Annotated in this window: 20 protein-coding genes and 10 other RNA genes; 29 read left to right on the top strand and 1 reads right to left on the bottom strand. The window is 65.9% G+C overall.

What is annotated here, in order from left to right; genetic code table 11:
• The first annotated feature begins 1 nt into the window (after position 1).
• From ACJ6WD_RS10690 to ACJ6WD_RS10560, 27 genes are all read left to right on the top strand, one after another.
• Positions 2-247, top strand: coding sequence for a hypothetical protein (locus ACJ6WD_RS10690; protein WP_407615642.1), 246 nt, complete (start codon positions 2-4; stop codon positions 245-247).
• 7 nt (positions 248-254) lie between these two features.
• Positions 255-317: hammerhead ribozyme type II (locus ACJ6WD_RS10685), an RNA gene on the top strand.
• A 27-nt stretch (positions 318-344) separates the two neighbouring features.
• A complete protein-coding gene (locus ACJ6WD_RS10680; protein WP_407615641.1) occupies positions 345-1055 on the top strand; it encodes a hypothetical protein in 711 nt (236 codons plus the stop codon).
• 7 nt (positions 1056-1062) lie between these two features.
• An RNA gene (locus ACJ6WD_RS10675) (hammerhead ribozyme type II) lies at positions 1063-1124 on the top strand.
• Between the two features lie 27 nt (positions 1125-1151).
• On the top strand, positions 1152-2108 hold the full coding sequence (locus ACJ6WD_RS10670; RefSeq protein ID WP_407615640.1) for a hypothetical protein: 957 nt from the start codon (positions 1152-1154) through the stop codon (positions 2106-2108).
• A 5-nt stretch (positions 2109-2113) separates the two neighbouring features.
• Positions 2114-2179, top strand: an RNA gene (locus ACJ6WD_RS10665) — hammerhead ribozyme type II.
• A gap of 29 nt (positions 2180-2208) precedes the next feature.
• Positions 2209-2838: a hypothetical protein gene (locus ACJ6WD_RS10660; RefSeq protein WP_407615639.1), complete on the top strand. Its 630-nt coding sequence runs from the start codon at positions 2209-2211 to the stop codon at positions 2836-2838.
• Between the two features lie 13 nt (positions 2839-2851).
• Positions 2852-2914: hammerhead ribozyme type II (locus tag ACJ6WD_RS10655), an RNA gene on the top strand.
• Between the two features lie 26 nt (positions 2915-2940).
• Entirely contained in the window at positions 2941-3321 is a 381-nt protein-coding gene (locus ACJ6WD_RS10650) for a hypothetical protein (RefSeq protein WP_407615638.1), read from the top strand.
• A 60-nt stretch (positions 3322-3381) separates the two neighbouring features.
• An RNA gene (locus ACJ6WD_RS10645) (hammerhead ribozyme type II) lies at positions 3382-3444 on the top strand.
• A 29-nt stretch (positions 3445-3473) separates the two neighbouring features.
• Entirely contained in the window at positions 3474-4214 is a 741-nt protein-coding gene (locus tag ACJ6WD_RS10640) for a hypothetical protein (protein WP_407615637.1), read from the top strand.
• A gap of 7 nt (positions 4215-4221) precedes the next feature.
• Positions 4222-4287: hammerhead ribozyme type II (locus ACJ6WD_RS10635), an RNA gene on the top strand.
• A 31-nt stretch (positions 4288-4318) separates the two neighbouring features.
• Positions 4319-4666 carry a hypothetical protein gene (locus ACJ6WD_RS10630; protein WP_407615636.1) on the top strand — a complete coding sequence of 116 codons (348 nt, stop codon included), beginning with the start codon at positions 4319-4321 and terminating at the stop codon, positions 4664-4666.
• Positions 4667-4675: 9 nt separating this feature from the next.
• An RNA gene (locus ACJ6WD_RS10625) (hammerhead ribozyme type II) lies at positions 4676-4738 on the top strand.
• 28 nt (positions 4739-4766) lie between these two features.
• Positions 4767-5336: a hypothetical protein gene (locus ACJ6WD_RS10620; protein ID WP_407615635.1), complete on the top strand. Its 570-nt coding sequence runs from the start codon at positions 4767-4769 to the stop codon at positions 5334-5336.
• A gap of 9 nt (positions 5337-5345) precedes the next feature.
• Positions 5346-5411: hammerhead ribozyme type II (locus ACJ6WD_RS10615), an RNA gene on the top strand.
• A gap of 27 nt (positions 5412-5438) precedes the next feature.
• On the top strand, positions 5439-6362 hold the full coding sequence (locus tag ACJ6WD_RS10610) for a hypothetical protein (protein WP_407615634.1): 924 nt from the start codon (positions 5439-5441) through the stop codon (positions 6360-6362).
• Between the two features lie 7 nt (positions 6363-6369).
• Positions 6370-6435, top strand: an RNA gene (locus ACJ6WD_RS10605) — hammerhead ribozyme type II.
• Between the two features lie 25 nt (positions 6436-6460).
• Positions 6461-6955 carry a hypothetical protein gene (locus tag ACJ6WD_RS10600; RefSeq protein ID WP_407615633.1) on the top strand — a complete coding sequence of 165 codons (495 nt, stop codon included), beginning with the start codon at positions 6461-6463 and terminating at the stop codon, positions 6953-6955.
• Positions 6956-7085: 130 nt separating this feature from the next.
• Positions 7086-7150, top strand: an RNA gene (locus ACJ6WD_RS10595) — hammerhead ribozyme type II.
• Positions 7151-7426: 276 nt separating this feature from the next.
• On the top strand, positions 7427-7903 hold the full coding sequence (locus ACJ6WD_RS10590) for a hypothetical protein (RefSeq protein WP_407615632.1): 477 nt from the start codon (positions 7427-7429) through the stop codon (positions 7901-7903).
• Positions 7904-8224: 321 nt separating this feature from the next.
• Complete coding sequence (locus tag ACJ6WD_RS10585) at positions 8225-8560, top strand: Lsr2 family protein (RefSeq protein WP_407615631.1); 336 nt, start codon at positions 8225-8227, stop codon at positions 8558-8560.
• A 70-nt stretch (positions 8561-8630) separates the two neighbouring features.
• A complete protein-coding gene (locus tag ACJ6WD_RS10580) occupies positions 8631-9668 on the top strand; it encodes a hypothetical protein (protein WP_407615630.1) in 1038 nt (345 codons plus the stop codon).
• Between the two features lie 64 nt (positions 9669-9732).
• Positions 9733-10068, top strand: a complete 336-nt coding sequence (locus tag ACJ6WD_RS10575) for a hypothetical protein (RefSeq protein ID WP_407615629.1) — start codon at positions 9733-9735, stop codon at positions 10066-10068.
• Positions 10069-10109: 41 nt separating this feature from the next.
• A complete protein-coding gene (locus ACJ6WD_RS10570; protein ID WP_407615628.1) occupies positions 10110-10541 on the top strand; it encodes a hypothetical protein in 432 nt (143 codons plus the stop codon).
• An 86-nt stretch (positions 10542-10627) separates the two neighbouring features.
• Positions 10628-10759: a hypothetical protein gene (locus ACJ6WD_RS10565; RefSeq protein WP_407615627.1), complete on the top strand. Its 132-nt coding sequence runs from the start codon at positions 10628-10630 to the stop codon at positions 10757-10759.
• On the top strand, positions 10756-11187 hold the full coding sequence (locus ACJ6WD_RS10560; protein ID WP_407615626.1) for a recombinase family protein: 432 nt from the start codon (positions 10756-10758) through the stop codon (positions 11185-11187). Before ACJ6WD_RS10565 ends, ACJ6WD_RS10560 begins: the two co-directional genes overlap by 4 nt.
• 30 nt (positions 11188-11217) lie before the next feature.
• On the opposite strand, the gene ACJ6WD_RS10555 is transcribed toward ACJ6WD_RS10560, so the two are convergent.
• The gene (locus ACJ6WD_RS10555; protein ID WP_407615625.1) at positions 11218-12591 is read right to left on the bottom strand and encodes an alpha/beta fold hydrolase; all 1374 of its coding nucleotides are present in this window, start codon (positions 12589-12591) and stop codon (positions 11218-11220) included.
• Between the two features lie 428 nt (positions 12592-13019).
• Between ACJ6WD_RS10555 and ACJ6WD_RS10550 the strand changes: the two genes are divergently transcribed.
• The gene (locus ACJ6WD_RS10550; RefSeq protein ID WP_038523905.1) at positions 13020-13403 is read left to right on the top strand and encodes a hypothetical protein; all 384 of its coding nucleotides are present in this window, start codon (positions 13020-13022) and stop codon (positions 13401-13403) included.
• A gap of 9 nt (positions 13404-13412) precedes the next feature.
• Positions 13413-14282, top strand: coding sequence for a hypothetical protein (locus ACJ6WD_RS10545; protein ID WP_376557410.1), 870 nt, complete (start codon positions 13413-13415; stop codon positions 14280-14282).
• Positions 14283-14336: the final 54 nt, after the last annotated feature.

The raw sequence follows: 14336 nt of genomic DNA, 5'->3' as shown, positions 1-14336 counted from the left end.
AATGTGTGAATACCTCGTGTGGTGTGAGAACGGTGATCTGGTCTCCGGTCCGCACCGTAAGCGCGACGTCGCCGAACGCAAAGAGCGTGAAGCGCGCGAAGAGTGCGCGAAGAACGGATGTGGTAACGGGCATCCGGAGTCCTCCGACGACCCCGATTACGGGACGACCTGCGGAGTCCTGAACCCCCACGGATTCAGTATCCAGGTGGCCGAGGACGGTCGCGACATCACTGGGCACGACTACTGATCCAACATGCCGAAACGCCGGGAGGCGTCGTCCACGGGTGGTGCCGTGGGCCTGATGAAGGCAGCCAAGTCTGAATCAGCTTTGAGAGGAGAGAGCTATGTCTGCGCAGACCCTTGAGATGGCTGCGTCCGACTTTCTGTACGACTCCACCGAGGAGGCGCTGAACGAACTGTTCGCGTCCCCGCCGGCTATGGAGGCGCATGTCGACGCGCTCTTCGACAAGGGCAACGACACCATCGTTCTCGACGGTGTGAAGTTCTACGCCAAGCGCGTGGACTACCACCGGGAGTTGGACGAGAGGTTCGTCCAGTGGATCATGGACAACCACCAGAACTTTCCGGTCTACGGTGACCCGTCCTCTGGGGACGGAGAATCGTTGGAAGTCTGGGCGAAGTCCATCACGGACGAGTACTTCGGATCCCCCTACGTCTCCGGCATCGACACGGACGGCTATGAGTCGTTCATGCCTAACGGCGTCAAGGGCCAGTTCTTCCGATACGAGGACGAGACGTACGTCGCCCTGTGGCAGCAGTGCACGGGATACCGAGCGCGTACGCGTCCGATGGTGTTCCACGTGTCCTGTCACGACGCTGACTACTTGCTGGACGACGACAAGGCCACGGCGTACTGCCTCGAATGCGAGGACGTCGTGTTCGACATCGAGTCCGGCGGGCAGCACGTCAAGCGCATCAACCGTGATGGCGAGGAGGTCGACGACGCCCCGGAGGTGTCGTTCGACGACCTGGTCGCCAATCCCGTCTGCCCCAACTGCCATGCCGGCCTGCGTGTCGACGCGTGGCAGTTCTGATCCAACATGCCGAAACGCCGTGAGGCGTCGTCCCGGAGTGGTGTCCGGGGCCTGACGAGGCAGCCAATCGCTGAGTCAGCGTTGAGAGGAGAGAGCATGCGAACCTACAAGATCGTGCGAGAGCAGGCCATGGGTACGTTCCTGTGCCCGCCCGGCTTCCACGGCTTCACGTACTCGGTTAACGAGTTCGCGGGGCCGCGCGGTCGGAAGGTCATCGGCGAGCACTCCCTGGAGTACCTGCTGTCCGACGAGGCCGACGCCTCGGAGTACGTCCGTAAGGAGGCCGCGCGACTCATCGGCTTGGTGAAGCCCACCGAGTCCGAAGGCTGGGTGCGGTCTGTCTACGGGTACTACAAGCACTGCTACGTGCCGGAGTCGGAATCCCGCAACGGCGACGATCTGATCATCCACAACCCGACAGAAATCGTTGTGGACAGGGCGTTCAAGGCTCTGGATTCCGGTGTCGCCCACGTACGCGAAGAGGCCAATGCCCGAGCGCGTTTGGGCGCCCCCGACGACGAAAGCCTTCCCCGCGGAAAGAACCCGATGAACTACCGCCGGGGGGTAACACCGGTCTACGGCAGGCGCCGTGGGTACGAGGTCACGGCGCGGCGGGACGGGTCCACTGTCTACGTGTACGCCTTGGCGGACGACGGGGTGCGTTACGACGCTGACCACCTTTCCGACTACGCCGACGCTCTGCGGGGCAACGAACAGTTCGACAACGTCCGTCACCAGCCCATGTGCGACGAGCACGCTGGGCGAATCGTGGCTGACGTACGAGACGTGCCCGCGCGGATGGATCCCGAACGTCACGCAGCAGTGTCCTGCGTCCGGCAGTACTTCCCGGGGCACCAACCGCGCCTCGACCTGATCGAGAATCCTACGAAGGGCTACGGCAGTTGGCCGTGCTCGAAGTGCGGTGAACGTGTCCAATACGAGGCGAAGTTCGACAAGCACGCCGTCGTCACGACCCGAATCGACGGGCGCGGCATGACGCACTGGTCGTACGGCCTGGAGTGCGCCGACGGTGAGCCGCACGAAGTGAAGTGATCCGAAGCCGAAACCTCCTGAAGGGAGGTCGTCCACGGGTGGTGCCGTGGGCCTGACGACGGCAGCCAATCGCTGAGTCAGTTCTGAGAGGAGAGAGCACATGCACGAGTCCATGAAGGACAAGAAGCTCACGATCCCCTTCGTCGGTGTCCTGGAGGTCACCGTCGGGCTGAACGGCTGCGACGAGGACATGGTCCGCAGCGCAGCAATCAGCGGGATGCAGGAGTACTTGTCAAAGGACATGGCGGCCAAGTGGACGTCCGGCCGCCAGAGCGCGATGACTCCGACGGCGGTGGCGGTCCCGACTCTGTTCGAGACCTTCCCCCGCTACATCCCGTCGGCTCCAAGCCGACGAGAGTGGACGAAGCGGCAGTTCGACTTCTCGCACGCCTGGGCCGAGTTCCAGGAGTCCGTCCCGGACTCCGTGGACGGCCAGGTCGAGCGCGAGGACGACGTCGCCTCGCTGATCCGGGAACTGAAGACGCACGACGTCAAGGCCGACCCGTACCACACGGGGGGCAACTGCATGGTTGCCCAGATCGAAATGGAGGCGGGCTACTTCCTGTGGTCTTCCGCTCCGGACGGCACCGACGTCGGATACGTCTGGGAGATCGTGAGAAACGATCAGGAGAGCGTCTTCGGCGGCACGTGGCCGAAGACCGGTGCGGCTCAGGCCGCGCAGAACATCGCCTCGCTGCTCAGGCTCGTCGGGGAAATCTACGTCCCCTGATCCGTTCCAACATCGCCGAAACGCCGGGAGGCGTCGTCGTGGGGTGGTGCCCACGGCCTGATGACGGCAGCCGCTGAAGTCAGCGTTGAGAGGAGAGAGCACATGTTCGTTAAGACGGATTTCCAGCCCGGTGACCGTGTCCTGATCGACTGGTACGGCACCGAGAAGTCGGGGATGTTCGTCACCTACGGCGACCCTCGGCACGCGTGCCCTGATACGCACATCACGCACCCCGGAATGCGCATTGCCTACTTCCTGGTCGACGGTCAGGAGAGTCCGCAGACGTTGTGGGAGGAGAAGCTGTCTCCGCTGACGCACGACCCGCGTCAGAGAGAGGTCGAGCGTCTGGAGTTCCAGATCCGGAGCAAGCGCGAGGAGATCGTCTGCCTGAAGAGGGAGATCAGCTCGCGTGAGGAACGAATCGGGCTGATCCGCAAGGACATCGAAGCATCTCCGTTCCACATCGAGAACGTCGGGGACTGAGCCGCAGTCGCGAACTCGCGAGCTGTGTGTGACCACAAGCCGACGCGATCTGATCCCAATTGCCGAAACGCCGGGAGGCGTCGTCGCGGGGTGGTGCCCGTGGCCTGACGACGGCAGCCAAACGCTCAAGTCAGCTTTGAGAGGAGAGAGCTATGGACAGCACGAATGAGGCGTACCTGAGCGCAGTTCGTCAGGCGCCCCTCGCGCTCATCGAGCGGTACCTGACGTCTGTCTGCACAGAATGCGACGAGCACGTCGTCCCGTCCGATCTGGATGGACACGTGCTGATCGGCTCCAGCGTGGTGATCGGTTGCGAGGGTTACTGGCTGGTCGATCCCAACGTGGTCGGCATCTCGAACCCGAACTGGTCTGACTGGACGACGCCCACCGAGGTGGAGTCCAAGCCCACGGCCCTGTACGTGCAGGGTGCGGCTCTGGCGCACTTCGCCGAGAGCCTGGGGCTGATGCGCGAGCCGCGCTCTGTGTCCCCTCTGGGCCTGTTCTACGACCAGAAGCTCATCGGCCATGCCGTCGCTGCAATGTGGGCGTGGCTGGAGTCGAGGCGAGGCCCGGTATCGGTGCGGGCGGCCCAGAAGGAGGCGATGTACTTCACCGAGGACGAGGGGTGCATCGGCAAGGTTCCCACGTTCACCTACGGTGGCGTCACGCTGTCCGTGGGTGACGAGGTGGACGTGCAGAACCGCGGTCTGAGGGGCGAAAAGTTGAACATTTTTCGCGCCGTAATCAAGGCGATCGAACCAACGTACTGGGGGTCCGAACTCTGCCCGACCGGTGTCGAGTTGGTAGGTCCAGATGTGCCTGAGGCCAGCACGTGGAGCTGGCAGGACATGACCAAGGTCACCGAGACGGACCCATTCGTCGCGTTGCCATGATCCAACATGCCGAAACCTCCCGGAGGGAGGTCGTCACAGGGTGGTGCCTGTGGCCTGACGAAGGCAGCCGCTGAGTCAGTTTTGAGAGGAGAGAGCACATGGTCATGAGCGAACGACCCAAGGTCGCCCCCGCCACGCACGAGTTGGTGCAGGAGAACGGGGTGCTCATCGCGAAGGTCACCGTTACCTATCCGATGGACGGTAGCGGGATCGCCGCCAAGCTCTACGCCACGTACAGCAAGCCCTTCGAGTGTGGTACTCCGCTTCCGGAGGAACTGACGGTCGAGGACGTCATGCGCACTCTTGCGCAAGAGTCCGCCGACTGTGCTGAGGGTTGGCACTTCTGGCACGCCGAGCCGGGCCAGGAGGCGTGGGACACAGTCCACCCCTGGGCCGAGGCACAGGTGCGTCGGCTGCTCCCGACGCTGACGTGGGACCTTCGCGACGTCTGAACCAACACTTGCCGAAACGCCGGGAGGCGTCGTCGTGGGGTGGTGCCCACGGCCTGATGACGGCAGCCAAACGCTGAGTCAGCTTTGAGAGGAGAGAGCTATGGACAGCTACGTGGAGGCGCAGTTCGCTGCGCTCGGGTCCGCCGAGTCGTACCAGATGAAGGTCCGGTCCGAGTACGGCGAGACGAAGTGGTTGAACATCGGACCGGCTGACGTCGGCTTGATCAGCGAGATAGTCGACCGTCGTGTTAAGTCGAGCGAGGAAGTCCACTGGCCCACCTTCGTCGAGGAGTTCGCCGAGTGCGCGCTCCAGGAGGCGCTGTGGTGGGAGGGGAGTCCCAACGACCGGGGTGTGGGCGGCTTCGAGTGGGAGACCGCCAAGCAGTACGTAGTGGCGGACATCGCCAGCCCTGGCGCGCGTACGCGCTGGATGCAGATGTGCCGGGAGTACGTCGCGATCAACATGGAGTACCTCGCGGACCTGCCATCCGATAGGGCGGGCCAGATGTTCTGGCAGTCCAAGCGGGGCGGTCGCGGGGTGCCCGAGCGGGATTTCCTCCACGCGGAGTGGATCCCGGAATCGGCGCGACACCCGCTGCACACGACCGCGGGTCGGTGGCCGGTCGGCTACCTGTTCATCCGCGACGAGAAGATCTACTTCGACCTGTGATCCAACACGTGCCGAAACCTCCTGCAAGGAGGTTGTCGTGGGGTGGTGCCCACGGCCTGACGAAGGCAGCCGCTCAAGTCAGCGTTGAGAGGAGAGAGTTCTATGTCAATGCAGCCTGTGCGCGTCCGGCTTGACGACTCGCCGGTCTTCGAGGCGGTTGCCGATCTGGGCAACACGTGGGACCGGTTCCTCCGGCCCCGGTTCACTCTGGACCAACTCCGCGAGGTCGCTGAGTACACGCAGGCCATGCACCGTGAGCACGGTGTCGACTGGGAGACGGTGCATATCGTCGAGCAGTCGTCCGCGAACCGGTTCGCCGAGGACGGCAGGCCGGCTGCGGAGAAGTCCGCGCTCGTGCTGTGGGTCTCCTGGGAGTTCACGCTTGGCTCCGAGGGGCCGTCCAAGTACGTGACGGTAGTCGACCCCGACGAGGACGGTCTCTACGACGTCGGCGGCGGTGCATGGGCGTGGAACCACGTCCCGGAGCCCGAGCGAATTCGGGTCGGGGAGCTGAAGTCGATGGCCGGGGCTCGCGTTCGGTTCGTCGGCGAGTACGACGACCCGTGTGAGATCGCCAAGGGCAAGCTGACCTTGCCTGACTGGCAGGAGGCGTACGTCGTGTACGGCGGCGGTCTGCCGGCCGAGAATGCCTACTTCTGCTTCTTCGACGAAGTGATTGAGAGGTTCGACCGGCCCCAGGAGGCGGCGCAGTTGCTGGTCGATCTCCCGGTATGCCTCGTACAGACACGCGCTGACCTGGAGTACGGCATCTGCCCCACGAGTCTCGACCGCGGGTGGCAGTGGTCCGTCGCGGAGGCGTTCACGCGCCTGGGGATCCTCCCGCCGGTCGACGAGATGTCCCTGCCGGACAAGTCCGACGTCCGCCGCTCCCCCGAGTTGGTGCGGTATCTGGTCGAAGCCTTCGAGGCTGGCATCTGGGACTCGATTTCCCGGAAGCAGAGTTACGCCAGCAAGGTCATCAGCCGCCTCGCCGATGCCGAAGCCACGGTGAACGCGCGCGCCTGATCACCAACGCCGAAACCTCCTGGAAGGAGGTCGTCGTGGGGTGGTGCCCACGGCCTGACGAAGGCAGCCGCTCAAGTCAGTGTTGAGAGGAGAGAGTCATGGGTGTTGAGAATCTGCCGGTGGAGCAGCGGGCGTCGAACGGGTTCGAGTTCCTGAACCTGCGAGGGCCCGAGGGTTGGCGCGAGCGGATCAACCTCGATCTGCTCGACATCGACCATGAGTATTTCTGCATCCTCGGGCAGGTCTACAGCGAGATGGCTGGTGACGAAGCCTACGGCTACGAGTACGCCGTTGCCGAGTTCGGGTTCGACAACTTCGGCAACAACGAAGATCTGATCTTCCATGGGTTCTACGCCATCGAGGACGGATCCGCGCTCACCGCTGCGTGGAGGCACCTGCTTCGCGGAGAGGTGGAGCCGCTCAAGGCTCCGGTCGTCGACTCCGAGGACCGCGTAAAGGAGGGCCAGTGCGGGTACCAGTCGGCCTACGGGCTGCCCTGGTCTGAGTACTGCGTCTTCCCCAAGGGCGAGTACACGCAGCTGTGCCCCGGCCACGCGCGCGACCACTACGAGCACTACGGTCGGCGCGCGTAATGCCGGTCCGCTTCAAGATCGTGTACCGGTCCTGGTGGCACCGTGGTGCGGTCCACTCAAGCAGCGAGTTGTGGCGCTCGGCCGACGGCGAAACGTGGATCCGTCTTGGATCCCGTCCCTGACCCCAGCAAGCCGAAACCCCTGGAAAGGGGTCGTTCCGGAGTGGTGTCCGGGGCCTGACGATGGCAGTCAGCTGGTGAGAGGAGAGTTCATGCAAGAACTAACCAGGCTCCGTCCTGTCGCGATCGGCGAGGACGGGGTAAGCCCGCGGGCAGGGGCTGCGATCCTGTTGCCCGAAGATGGTCAGTCTTTGCTGCTGGACGTCACTTCCCTTCACCCTGACGTAGCGGTGTCCGCCGACGTGGGCGACGAACTGCCCGAGGGAGTGCAGTGGCAGGTCCGCTGAGCTGTTCAGCGTTCTCTCAGCACGGGGGTAGGTTTATGCCTGCCGCCGTCGCTGAGAGGAGTGCTGTGAAAGAGCAGGTCGAGTGGCACCGGGCTGAATTTCGGGGGCGGGAGGCTGAGCTGTCTTCTGTTACCGAACTGGCCCGTCGCGCAGGCGTCGATCCCAGCACGGTCAGCACGTGGGCCAGGCGGCATGCAAGTTTCCCGAAGATCGTCATGACGAAGCGGGGAGCGGTGACGTCGAAGTTCTACGTCACCACAGAGTTCGACGACTACCGGCGGATACAGAAAGAGGTCGCCCGGCAGGCCCGCACGAGCAAGTCTGCCCCGCCTCGATCACCTGCTACCCGTGCGCAGGAGCGTCTCCAGGAGCTGAACGAGCAGGACGCGAGGCTGGCGGCGGAAGAAAACGAGCTTTCGGAGAAGCTGGCGGCCGTGCTCCGCCGTCGGCATCAGCTCGATGAGGAGCGCGGCAATCTACTCCGATTCGTGCAGCAGGAGCTAGCCAAGTTGAAAGATGCTCTGGGGACCGAGCAGCCCTGACTGTGTAGTCGGGTGCGATTCCCAGCCTTTCACGACAAAGCGCTGAACACGGTCCTCATGCAGAGGAGCGACAACTAGTACGTCCGCCGGGCCCCGCGTTCTCTTGGGGTGACCCCAGATACTGGGGCGGTAGCAGCGGGGTTCGATCCCCCGCTCCGGCACTCAGGGGCCTTCGGTCACCACACTTCTCCTGATCCGTTCAGGCCCTCCCAGCGGTCACCGCAGCGCGCTCTCCTTGCGGGGAGAGCCTGAAGGGGCCAGGAGTGTGCAGCCCCAGGCAAGGTAGTTGCCCTGCAACGAAGCGCGAGGAGAGGTAAGTCAGTGGCACAGAAGGTTCAGGTCCTCCTGGTCGACGACCTGGAAGGTGGGGAAGCCGACGAGACTGTCGCCTTCGCGCTGGACGGGAAGACCTACGAGATCGATCTCACCGCGACCAACGCGGACAGGCTCCGGGGGATCCTGGAGCCGTACGCCAAGGCTGGGCGGAAGGTCTCGGGCCGTCGAAAGGCGGTCGTCGTGAAGCGTACCGAGGTCGCCTCCGGATCGGCGGCGATCCGGGCGTGGGCCAAGTCCAACGGTTGGCCCGACATGGGGAACCGCGGTCGCGTGCCGGCCGAGGTCCAGGACGCCTTTGAGAAGGCGAACAAGGGCAAGTAGCCCAGCACAGCAGAGAGAGGGTCCTGCCGGGTGGCCGGCGGGGCCCTCTGCTGTTTTGAGAGGAGAGGGAATGGAAGAGCGCAGCGACAGGAAGACACTGGAGTTGGCCAGAGAGATGGTCAAGGCCATGAAGTCGCACGTCCAGGGAGGTGTGAGTCAGTACCCGAGTCTGCGGGCTCTGGTGCCGTACCTGATGGCTGGCATTAAGCAGGTGCCGAACGAGTTGATCCCGCTGCTTCCGGCGGATCAGCGCGAGATGTCTGCGATGGCGCGTGACGCCGCAGTCCACGAGTTGTGGCGGGGTGGCAGGTCGGTTCTCGCGATGGATGAGTGTCTCCTGTCGGCCCTGTCGGAATCGTCGGCTGAGTTGCCGAAGGCTGTCGTAAGGGGGCTGCGGTACAGGAATCCGCTCATCGTCCTCACGACTCCGGACTTCTCGGACGAGGACACGGACTACTACCGGGAGCATGTTGGCATCCCTCTGGTCGCGTACACCTTCGGGCGGTGGGACAACGCGCAGCTCATGTGCTCGATGCACGACGACCGGTTCGAGGACCTGGGCGTGATGTTCGTCGGGTACATCTCGACCCCGAAAGGGCTGGTCCTTCAGATGCTGCGGTGCACGGTCCCGCTCGACAGGCAGTCCACGACGGTCGCCGAGGCGGTCGCGCGGACAGTGAGTGGCTTCCACTTCAACGACGACTTGGGCGAGCGGGACATCACTCGGCTGGCGACGTGGCTGCGCAAGTACCTGACGCAGGTGCTGCACACCGTGTCGTACGCCGGCAGCAACCCGCAGGACGCCGAGTTGTACCGTCCGCCGGTCAAGCGGGCCGGCAAAGGCAAGAAGACCCGGCGCCCGCGGCAGGAGGACGTGACCGAGTTCGTGAAGCTCGGTTCCCTGCTCAGCCGTGAGCTGCGAGAGCTGCGGACGGTCAAGCCCTCCGAGGTGCTCAAGGAGATCGACGACTGCACTTGCGTCGAGTTCTGCGACGAGGATCCGAATTCGGCTTGCAGCCTCTCCGGAATTCCGCACGTCCATCCGGCCGCCCAGGGGCTCGGGTTCGGGCCGTGCCCCGAGCACCCCGATCGCCCCGGCGACCACTGAGATCGAACACCGGAGGAGCCTGTCAGAGGTGTCTGGCAGGCTCCTCCTCATTTAGAGGAGAGGCATGCACGAGCAGAAGCCGGGTCTCCGGCTGACCGAGGATGAGATGGAAACGATCCAGATCATGGTGAAGCACAGTTGGCGCTTCACTCCCGACCCTCGATTCATCCGCAACGTGCTGGAGGATGACTCGCCGTCGAGGACGACCATCCGAGGCGCCCGCCATTACGACTGGCTCACCAGCGGGGTGCCGGACATCGTCCTGGCGGACTTCGCTAACGCGCTGATCGGCGAGGGCATTCCGACGACGCTTCTCACGTACGAGGCGTGGCAGGAGTGGAAGGCGCGTGTCGCGGAGGCTCACGCAGAGTGGGTTCGCAAGAAAGAGGCCGGCGAGTGAGTGAGTCGGGTCGACGGCGACGGCTCACTTCGGTTGTCTCCATGAACGGTATTCCCGCCACGGCCGCCGTGCCGACTGGGGCTCCCGGTGTTGATGGGATTTTGGAACTGGCGCTGGCCCTCGTGGGCACGGCACAGGATTCTCGTGGAGAAGTCGACGCGTTTCTGAAGCGGCACTGCTTCGCTCCGAGCGACGAGACTGCGAGGGCGAAAGACTCGCAGGCGCGGTGGACGATCGAGCCGGATGGCCGTGTCACGGTGACGTTCCTGGCCGACGACGGCACCGCCCACATCGCTCTGGCCCCCGACGAAAACATTCGCCGGTGGGCGGCCCTGACCCTGGCGTGCGGCGGGACGTTGGCCGTGTGGTTTCTCCCGGAGATGACGTCGTTCACGCCTAGGGACATCAGCCAACGGATTTCGCCTGGGGGCGGCAAATGGTGGCGGCTGAGTGCTGGGCATGTGCCCGCATAACGCCGACGGCTGTTATCACGCCGTGGCAAGCTTTCGATGCAACGAGAGGAGAGAGCGTGCACGATAGTGGGTCCTGGACCCCTACGGTGACGTTGTCGTACGACGGTCCGGATGGTGAGCCTATCGAGGTCACCATGACGCTCACTGAAGTCGGCCTGAGCGAAGTCCTCATCGCCATGGAGAACGGGGCGGCAGATGATCAGGGGGTGGCGACGTGAATGAGAAGCCGCAGGTGGCCGTCTACACGAGAGTGGCAAAGGCCGGCAATCCGGTGGCCCAGGATTTGCAGCACTTTCAGTGCTGGGACTGGGCGGAATCGCGGGGCATGGAGATCACCCAGGTCTATCACTCGGCTGGGGAGAACGATCTCTTTCTGGACCTTCTGAACGATGTCTCGGCTGGCGAGTACGACGCGGTCGTGGCTACGGAGCACAGCCGGTACAACCGGCGAGCGGAGAGGCTGCGGGCCCTGACAGACCTCGCGCGGCAGCACGGGATCCAGGTCTACACCGTTGCCGCGGACGACCTTGACCTCGCTTCCCCGGCAGGGACACTGACGCTGGAGATGCTGAGTGGGTCCGAGGCTGCCGAAGAGCAGGCCATCGCCCGAAGGCAGGTAGAGAGGTCTTGGAAGGACCGCTCGTAAGGTCATAGAAAGTGCTGAAGCCCCCGGCTCCTATGTGGAGTGCGGGGGCTTCGTCGTACCTGGACCCGTATTTTGCCTGGTCAGGCAGCTATAGAGCGATCTTCCAGGTTGATGACGTAGGTGAACGATCCGCCAGGCGTTGGCCCAGGTCATGAAGGGGGCCTGCCGGTGCAGTCGGGTGTTGTCGCGGTCCCACTTCGCCCAACTGGTGGGCCACTTGGTGTCGGTGCACTCGATGGCGGTGTAGACCGCGTTGCCGTTCTCGGCCTGGGCGTTGCCGGCCTTGTCGTCGAGGTGCGGACCGGCGTTGTCGATCAGCGGCTTGGCGTCGCCGGCCAGGTACGCGCTCCACGCCTGGGCGACCTCGGCCCATGCGCTGTCGTAGTAGGGCGCGTTCTGGAAGAAGCCGGTGAGTTCGGCCGGGCCGACCACGCCGCCGATGGGCTGCTTCTTGGCGGTGGCCCGCAGCTTCTCCCAGGCTGCCTGGACCTTCTGCGGGGTGTTGCCGATGTGGTAGGCGGCGTCGTTCTTGGCGACCCACTTCGTCCAGTCGCCCCAACGGGTCTCGAAGGCGACGTCCTGGTCGAGGTTGGCCTGGTACCAGACCTTCTCGCGGGAGGGGTCGATGACGCTGTCGACGAGCATCCGGCGGACGTGGCCCGGGAAGAGCGTGCCGTAGACGGCGCCGAGGTAGGTGCCGTAGGAGACGCCGAGGTAGTTGAGCTTCTTCTCGCCCAGCGCGGCGCGGATCACGTCGAGGTCGCGGGCCGTGTTCGCCGTGGTCATCTGCGACAGGACCGCGCGGCCGGTGCGCTCCAGGCAGCCCTGGGCGTACTGCTTCGCGTGCGCGCGCTGGGCGCGCTTGTCCGCCTCGTTGTCCGGCACCGGGTCGGCCTTGGGGGCCTTGACGAACTCCTGCGGGTCCACGCAGGAGATGGGCGCGGAGTGGCCGACGCCCCGAGGGTCGAAGCCCACGAAGTCGTACGCCTGGGCGGTCTTGGCCCACAGCGGGTTCTTGGTGGTGACGCGGGACGGGAAGCGCATGCCCGAGCCGCCGGGGCCGCCGGGGTTGTAGACGAGGGCGCCCTGCCGCTGCTGCGGGCCTCCGGTGGCGACGGCGCGGTCGACCGCGATCTTGAGGGTCCGGCCGTCGGGCCGGGCGTAGTCGAGCGGGACGGTGACGTAGCCGCACTGGATCGGGGCCTTCAGGCCCCAGTCGGCGGGGCAGTCCTGCCAGGCGACACCCGCCTTGGCGGCCCGGTCGGCGGCCAGCGCGACGCCGCGCGCCTCGGCCGTGCCACCAGGGTGCCGCTCACCGGCGGTGGCCGGCGTGGCTATCGCGCCGGCGAGGAGCGCGCCGGTCACCAAGGTGCCGGCAGCGCCGAGCGCTACTGTTCGTTTCACGTGGTTGATCCCCCAGCATGGTGCGCCGCTTGTGGCGGCGGCGATCACGGAGCTACGGGGGGATCCTGTCGTGTACGGACCACACTTGAACAGATTTGGCCACAATTTCTTTACCAAGCCGTAGGAATTGAACGGTTGTCCGCGTGCCCCGTGACGTGTCGGGCGCTCGCCGTCGGGACCCTGGTGGCGGGCTCGGTCGGGGCCCGTCGAACGGGGCGGCGGACCGCGGTCAACAGGGCACCGACAACGGGCCGCGGAGTGACGAGAACCAGTCAATTGCCACTGACATACCGCATATGCCGGTGCGGGCCGTAGCGACTTCACTAACCTTCCGTGCAGGCTCTCCTACACACCGCAACGTGGGAGGGCCTCCGCGTTGTGCCCGTGTGCTGCGTCGTGCAGCGTGTTCCGCCGGAGGGAGACGTCAGGTGCCCGGTATCGACCAGGTGTTGGCCCGCGCGATGGAGATACCCGGAGTGCTGGGGGCCGGACTGACCGACTGGACCAGCGGGTTGACGCTGGGCACGGCCGGCCGGGCCCCGCACGGCGACCACGACGCGGCTGCCGCGGACACCGCCGAGGTGGTGCAGGCGGTGGCCCGGAACGCCACGTTCGACACCGCCGGCGGGAACGGGGAGCCGTTGGAGGACCTGATCGTCACGACGGGGAGCAGCTACCACCTGATCCGCCGGGTGCCCACCGCCTTCGACAGTCAGACCTGCCTGCACCTCTGGCTGGACCGGGGGCAGGCCAACCTCGCCATCGCCCGGTTACGCCTGCGCGACCTGGCCACGGAGTTGGTCGGCGACTGACGCCCCGTCATGACGTCGACGCCATCCTCCCGTTCGGGCGGCACCGGCGGTGCCGGCCGGCCCGGTCCGCTCGACCGGTACGCCGCGCAGCGCGCCACCGGTGCGCTGCGCGGTCCGGACGGTTGCGTCTACCTCCACCAGGGCGCGGTCTACTGCGTCGAGTGCCCCGCGGTCGCCGACGTCGGCGACCGACTGGCGACGGCCGGACGGCTGCCCGCGGAGCGCTGGCGGCGCGCGGTGGACGCCGCGGGAGCGGACCACAGCGGCGGCCAGTTCCTCCTCCGCCAGGGCTGGTTGACCCGCGGCGAGCTGGAGTTGTGTCAGCTCGCCGCACTGCTCGACGCGGCGTGCTTCGTCCTGCCGCCCCGGTCCGCGGCCACCTCCTTCACGCCGGGCGACGCGCACTGGCTGGGCGTGGTGCGTCCGGTCGCCGCCGCCGTCCTGCTGGCGGCGGTGGCCCGGCGCCGGGCCCAACTCGACCGGTTGGGGTCCTGGGCGGCGGTCGACGGCGCCCCGGTCGTCCCGGTCGTCCCCGATGCCCGGGACCGCCCGCCGCTCACCGGTCGCCAGCGGTGGCTGCTCGCGCACGCCGACGGCGTCCGCACCCCGGGCGAACTCGCCCGCGCGCTCGGGCAGTCGACGTTCCTGACGCTGCTGGAGGTCCGGCGGCTCGCCGCGGCCGGGCGGGTGCGGCTGCCGCCGGCGGTGGGGCTGCCCCGGCGGCGCCCCGGGGCCAGCCGGTCGGAGCCGCGCGGTCCGGCAGCAGCGGGGACGAACGCCCCGGTCTGGCACCTGCCGGACCCGGGCGCGCTGGAGACCGCCGATCCGGACGTCGCCCTCCTCGTCCGCCTGCGCACCGCCCTGGAGGAGAACCTGTGAACCCCTGTGAACCCCGGCCATGAGGCCCGTGTTCGGCAAGCGTGTCAGAAGAAG

This window comes from Streptomyces sp. VTCC 41912, assembly GCF_045799175.1.
Classification (GTDB): domain Bacteria; phylum Actinomycetota; class Actinomycetes; order Streptomycetales; family Streptomycetaceae; genus Streptomyces; species Streptomyces albulus_C.
Note: the sequence above shows the minus strand (reverse complement) of the source record. Positions and strands in the feature narration are given on the sequence as shown.

Bases quoted from the DNA above. Each gene is read 5' to 3' on its own strand.
- ACJ6WD_RS10690 (WP_407615642.1), top strand. From the start codon at position 2: ATGTGTGAATACCTCGTGTGGTGTGAGAACGGTGATCTGGTCTCCGGT.
- ACJ6WD_RS10680 (WP_407615641.1), top strand. From the start codon at position 345: ATGTCTGCGCAGACCCTTGAGATGGCTGCGTCCGACTTTCTGTACGAC.
- ACJ6WD_RS10670 (WP_407615640.1), top strand. From the start codon at position 1,152: ATGCGAACCTACAAGATCGTGCGAGAGCAGGCCATGGGTACGTTCCTG.
- ACJ6WD_RS10660 (WP_407615639.1), top strand. From the start codon at position 2,209: ATGCACGAGTCCATGAAGGACAAGAAGCTCACGATCCCCTTCGTCGGT.
- ACJ6WD_RS10650 (WP_407615638.1), top strand. From the start codon at position 2,941: ATGTTCGTTAAGACGGATTTCCAGCCCGGTGACCGTGTCCTGATCGAC.
- ACJ6WD_RS10640 (WP_407615637.1), top strand. From the start codon at position 3,474: ATGGACAGCACGAATGAGGCGTACCTGAGCGCAGTTCGTCAGGCGCCC.
- ACJ6WD_RS10630 (WP_407615636.1), top strand. From the start codon at position 4,319: ATGAGCGAACGACCCAAGGTCGCCCCCGCCACGCACGAGTTGGTGCAG.
- ACJ6WD_RS10620 (WP_407615635.1), top strand. From the start codon at position 4,767: ATGGACAGCTACGTGGAGGCGCAGTTCGCTGCGCTCGGGTCCGCCGAG.
- ACJ6WD_RS10610 (WP_407615634.1), top strand. From the start codon at position 5,439: ATGTCAATGCAGCCTGTGCGCGTCCGGCTTGACGACTCGCCGGTCTTC.
- ACJ6WD_RS10600 (WP_407615633.1), top strand. From the start codon at position 6,461: ATGGGTGTTGAGAATCTGCCGGTGGAGCAGCGGGCGTCGAACGGGTTC.
- ACJ6WD_RS10580 (WP_407615630.1), top strand. From the start codon at position 8,631: ATGGAAGAGCGCAGCGACAGGAAGACACTGGAGTTGGCCAGAGAGATG.
- ACJ6WD_RS10575 (WP_407615629.1), top strand. From the start codon at position 9,733: ATGCACGAGCAGAAGCCGGGTCTCCGGCTGACCGAGGATGAGATGGAA.
- ACJ6WD_RS10570 (WP_407615628.1), top strand. From the start codon at position 10,110: ATGAACGGTATTCCCGCCACGGCCGCCGTGCCGACTGGGGCTCCCGGT.
- ACJ6WD_RS10545 (WP_376557410.1), top strand. From the start codon at position 13,413: ATGACGTCGACGCCATCCTCCCGTTCGGGCGGCACCGGCGGTGCCGGC.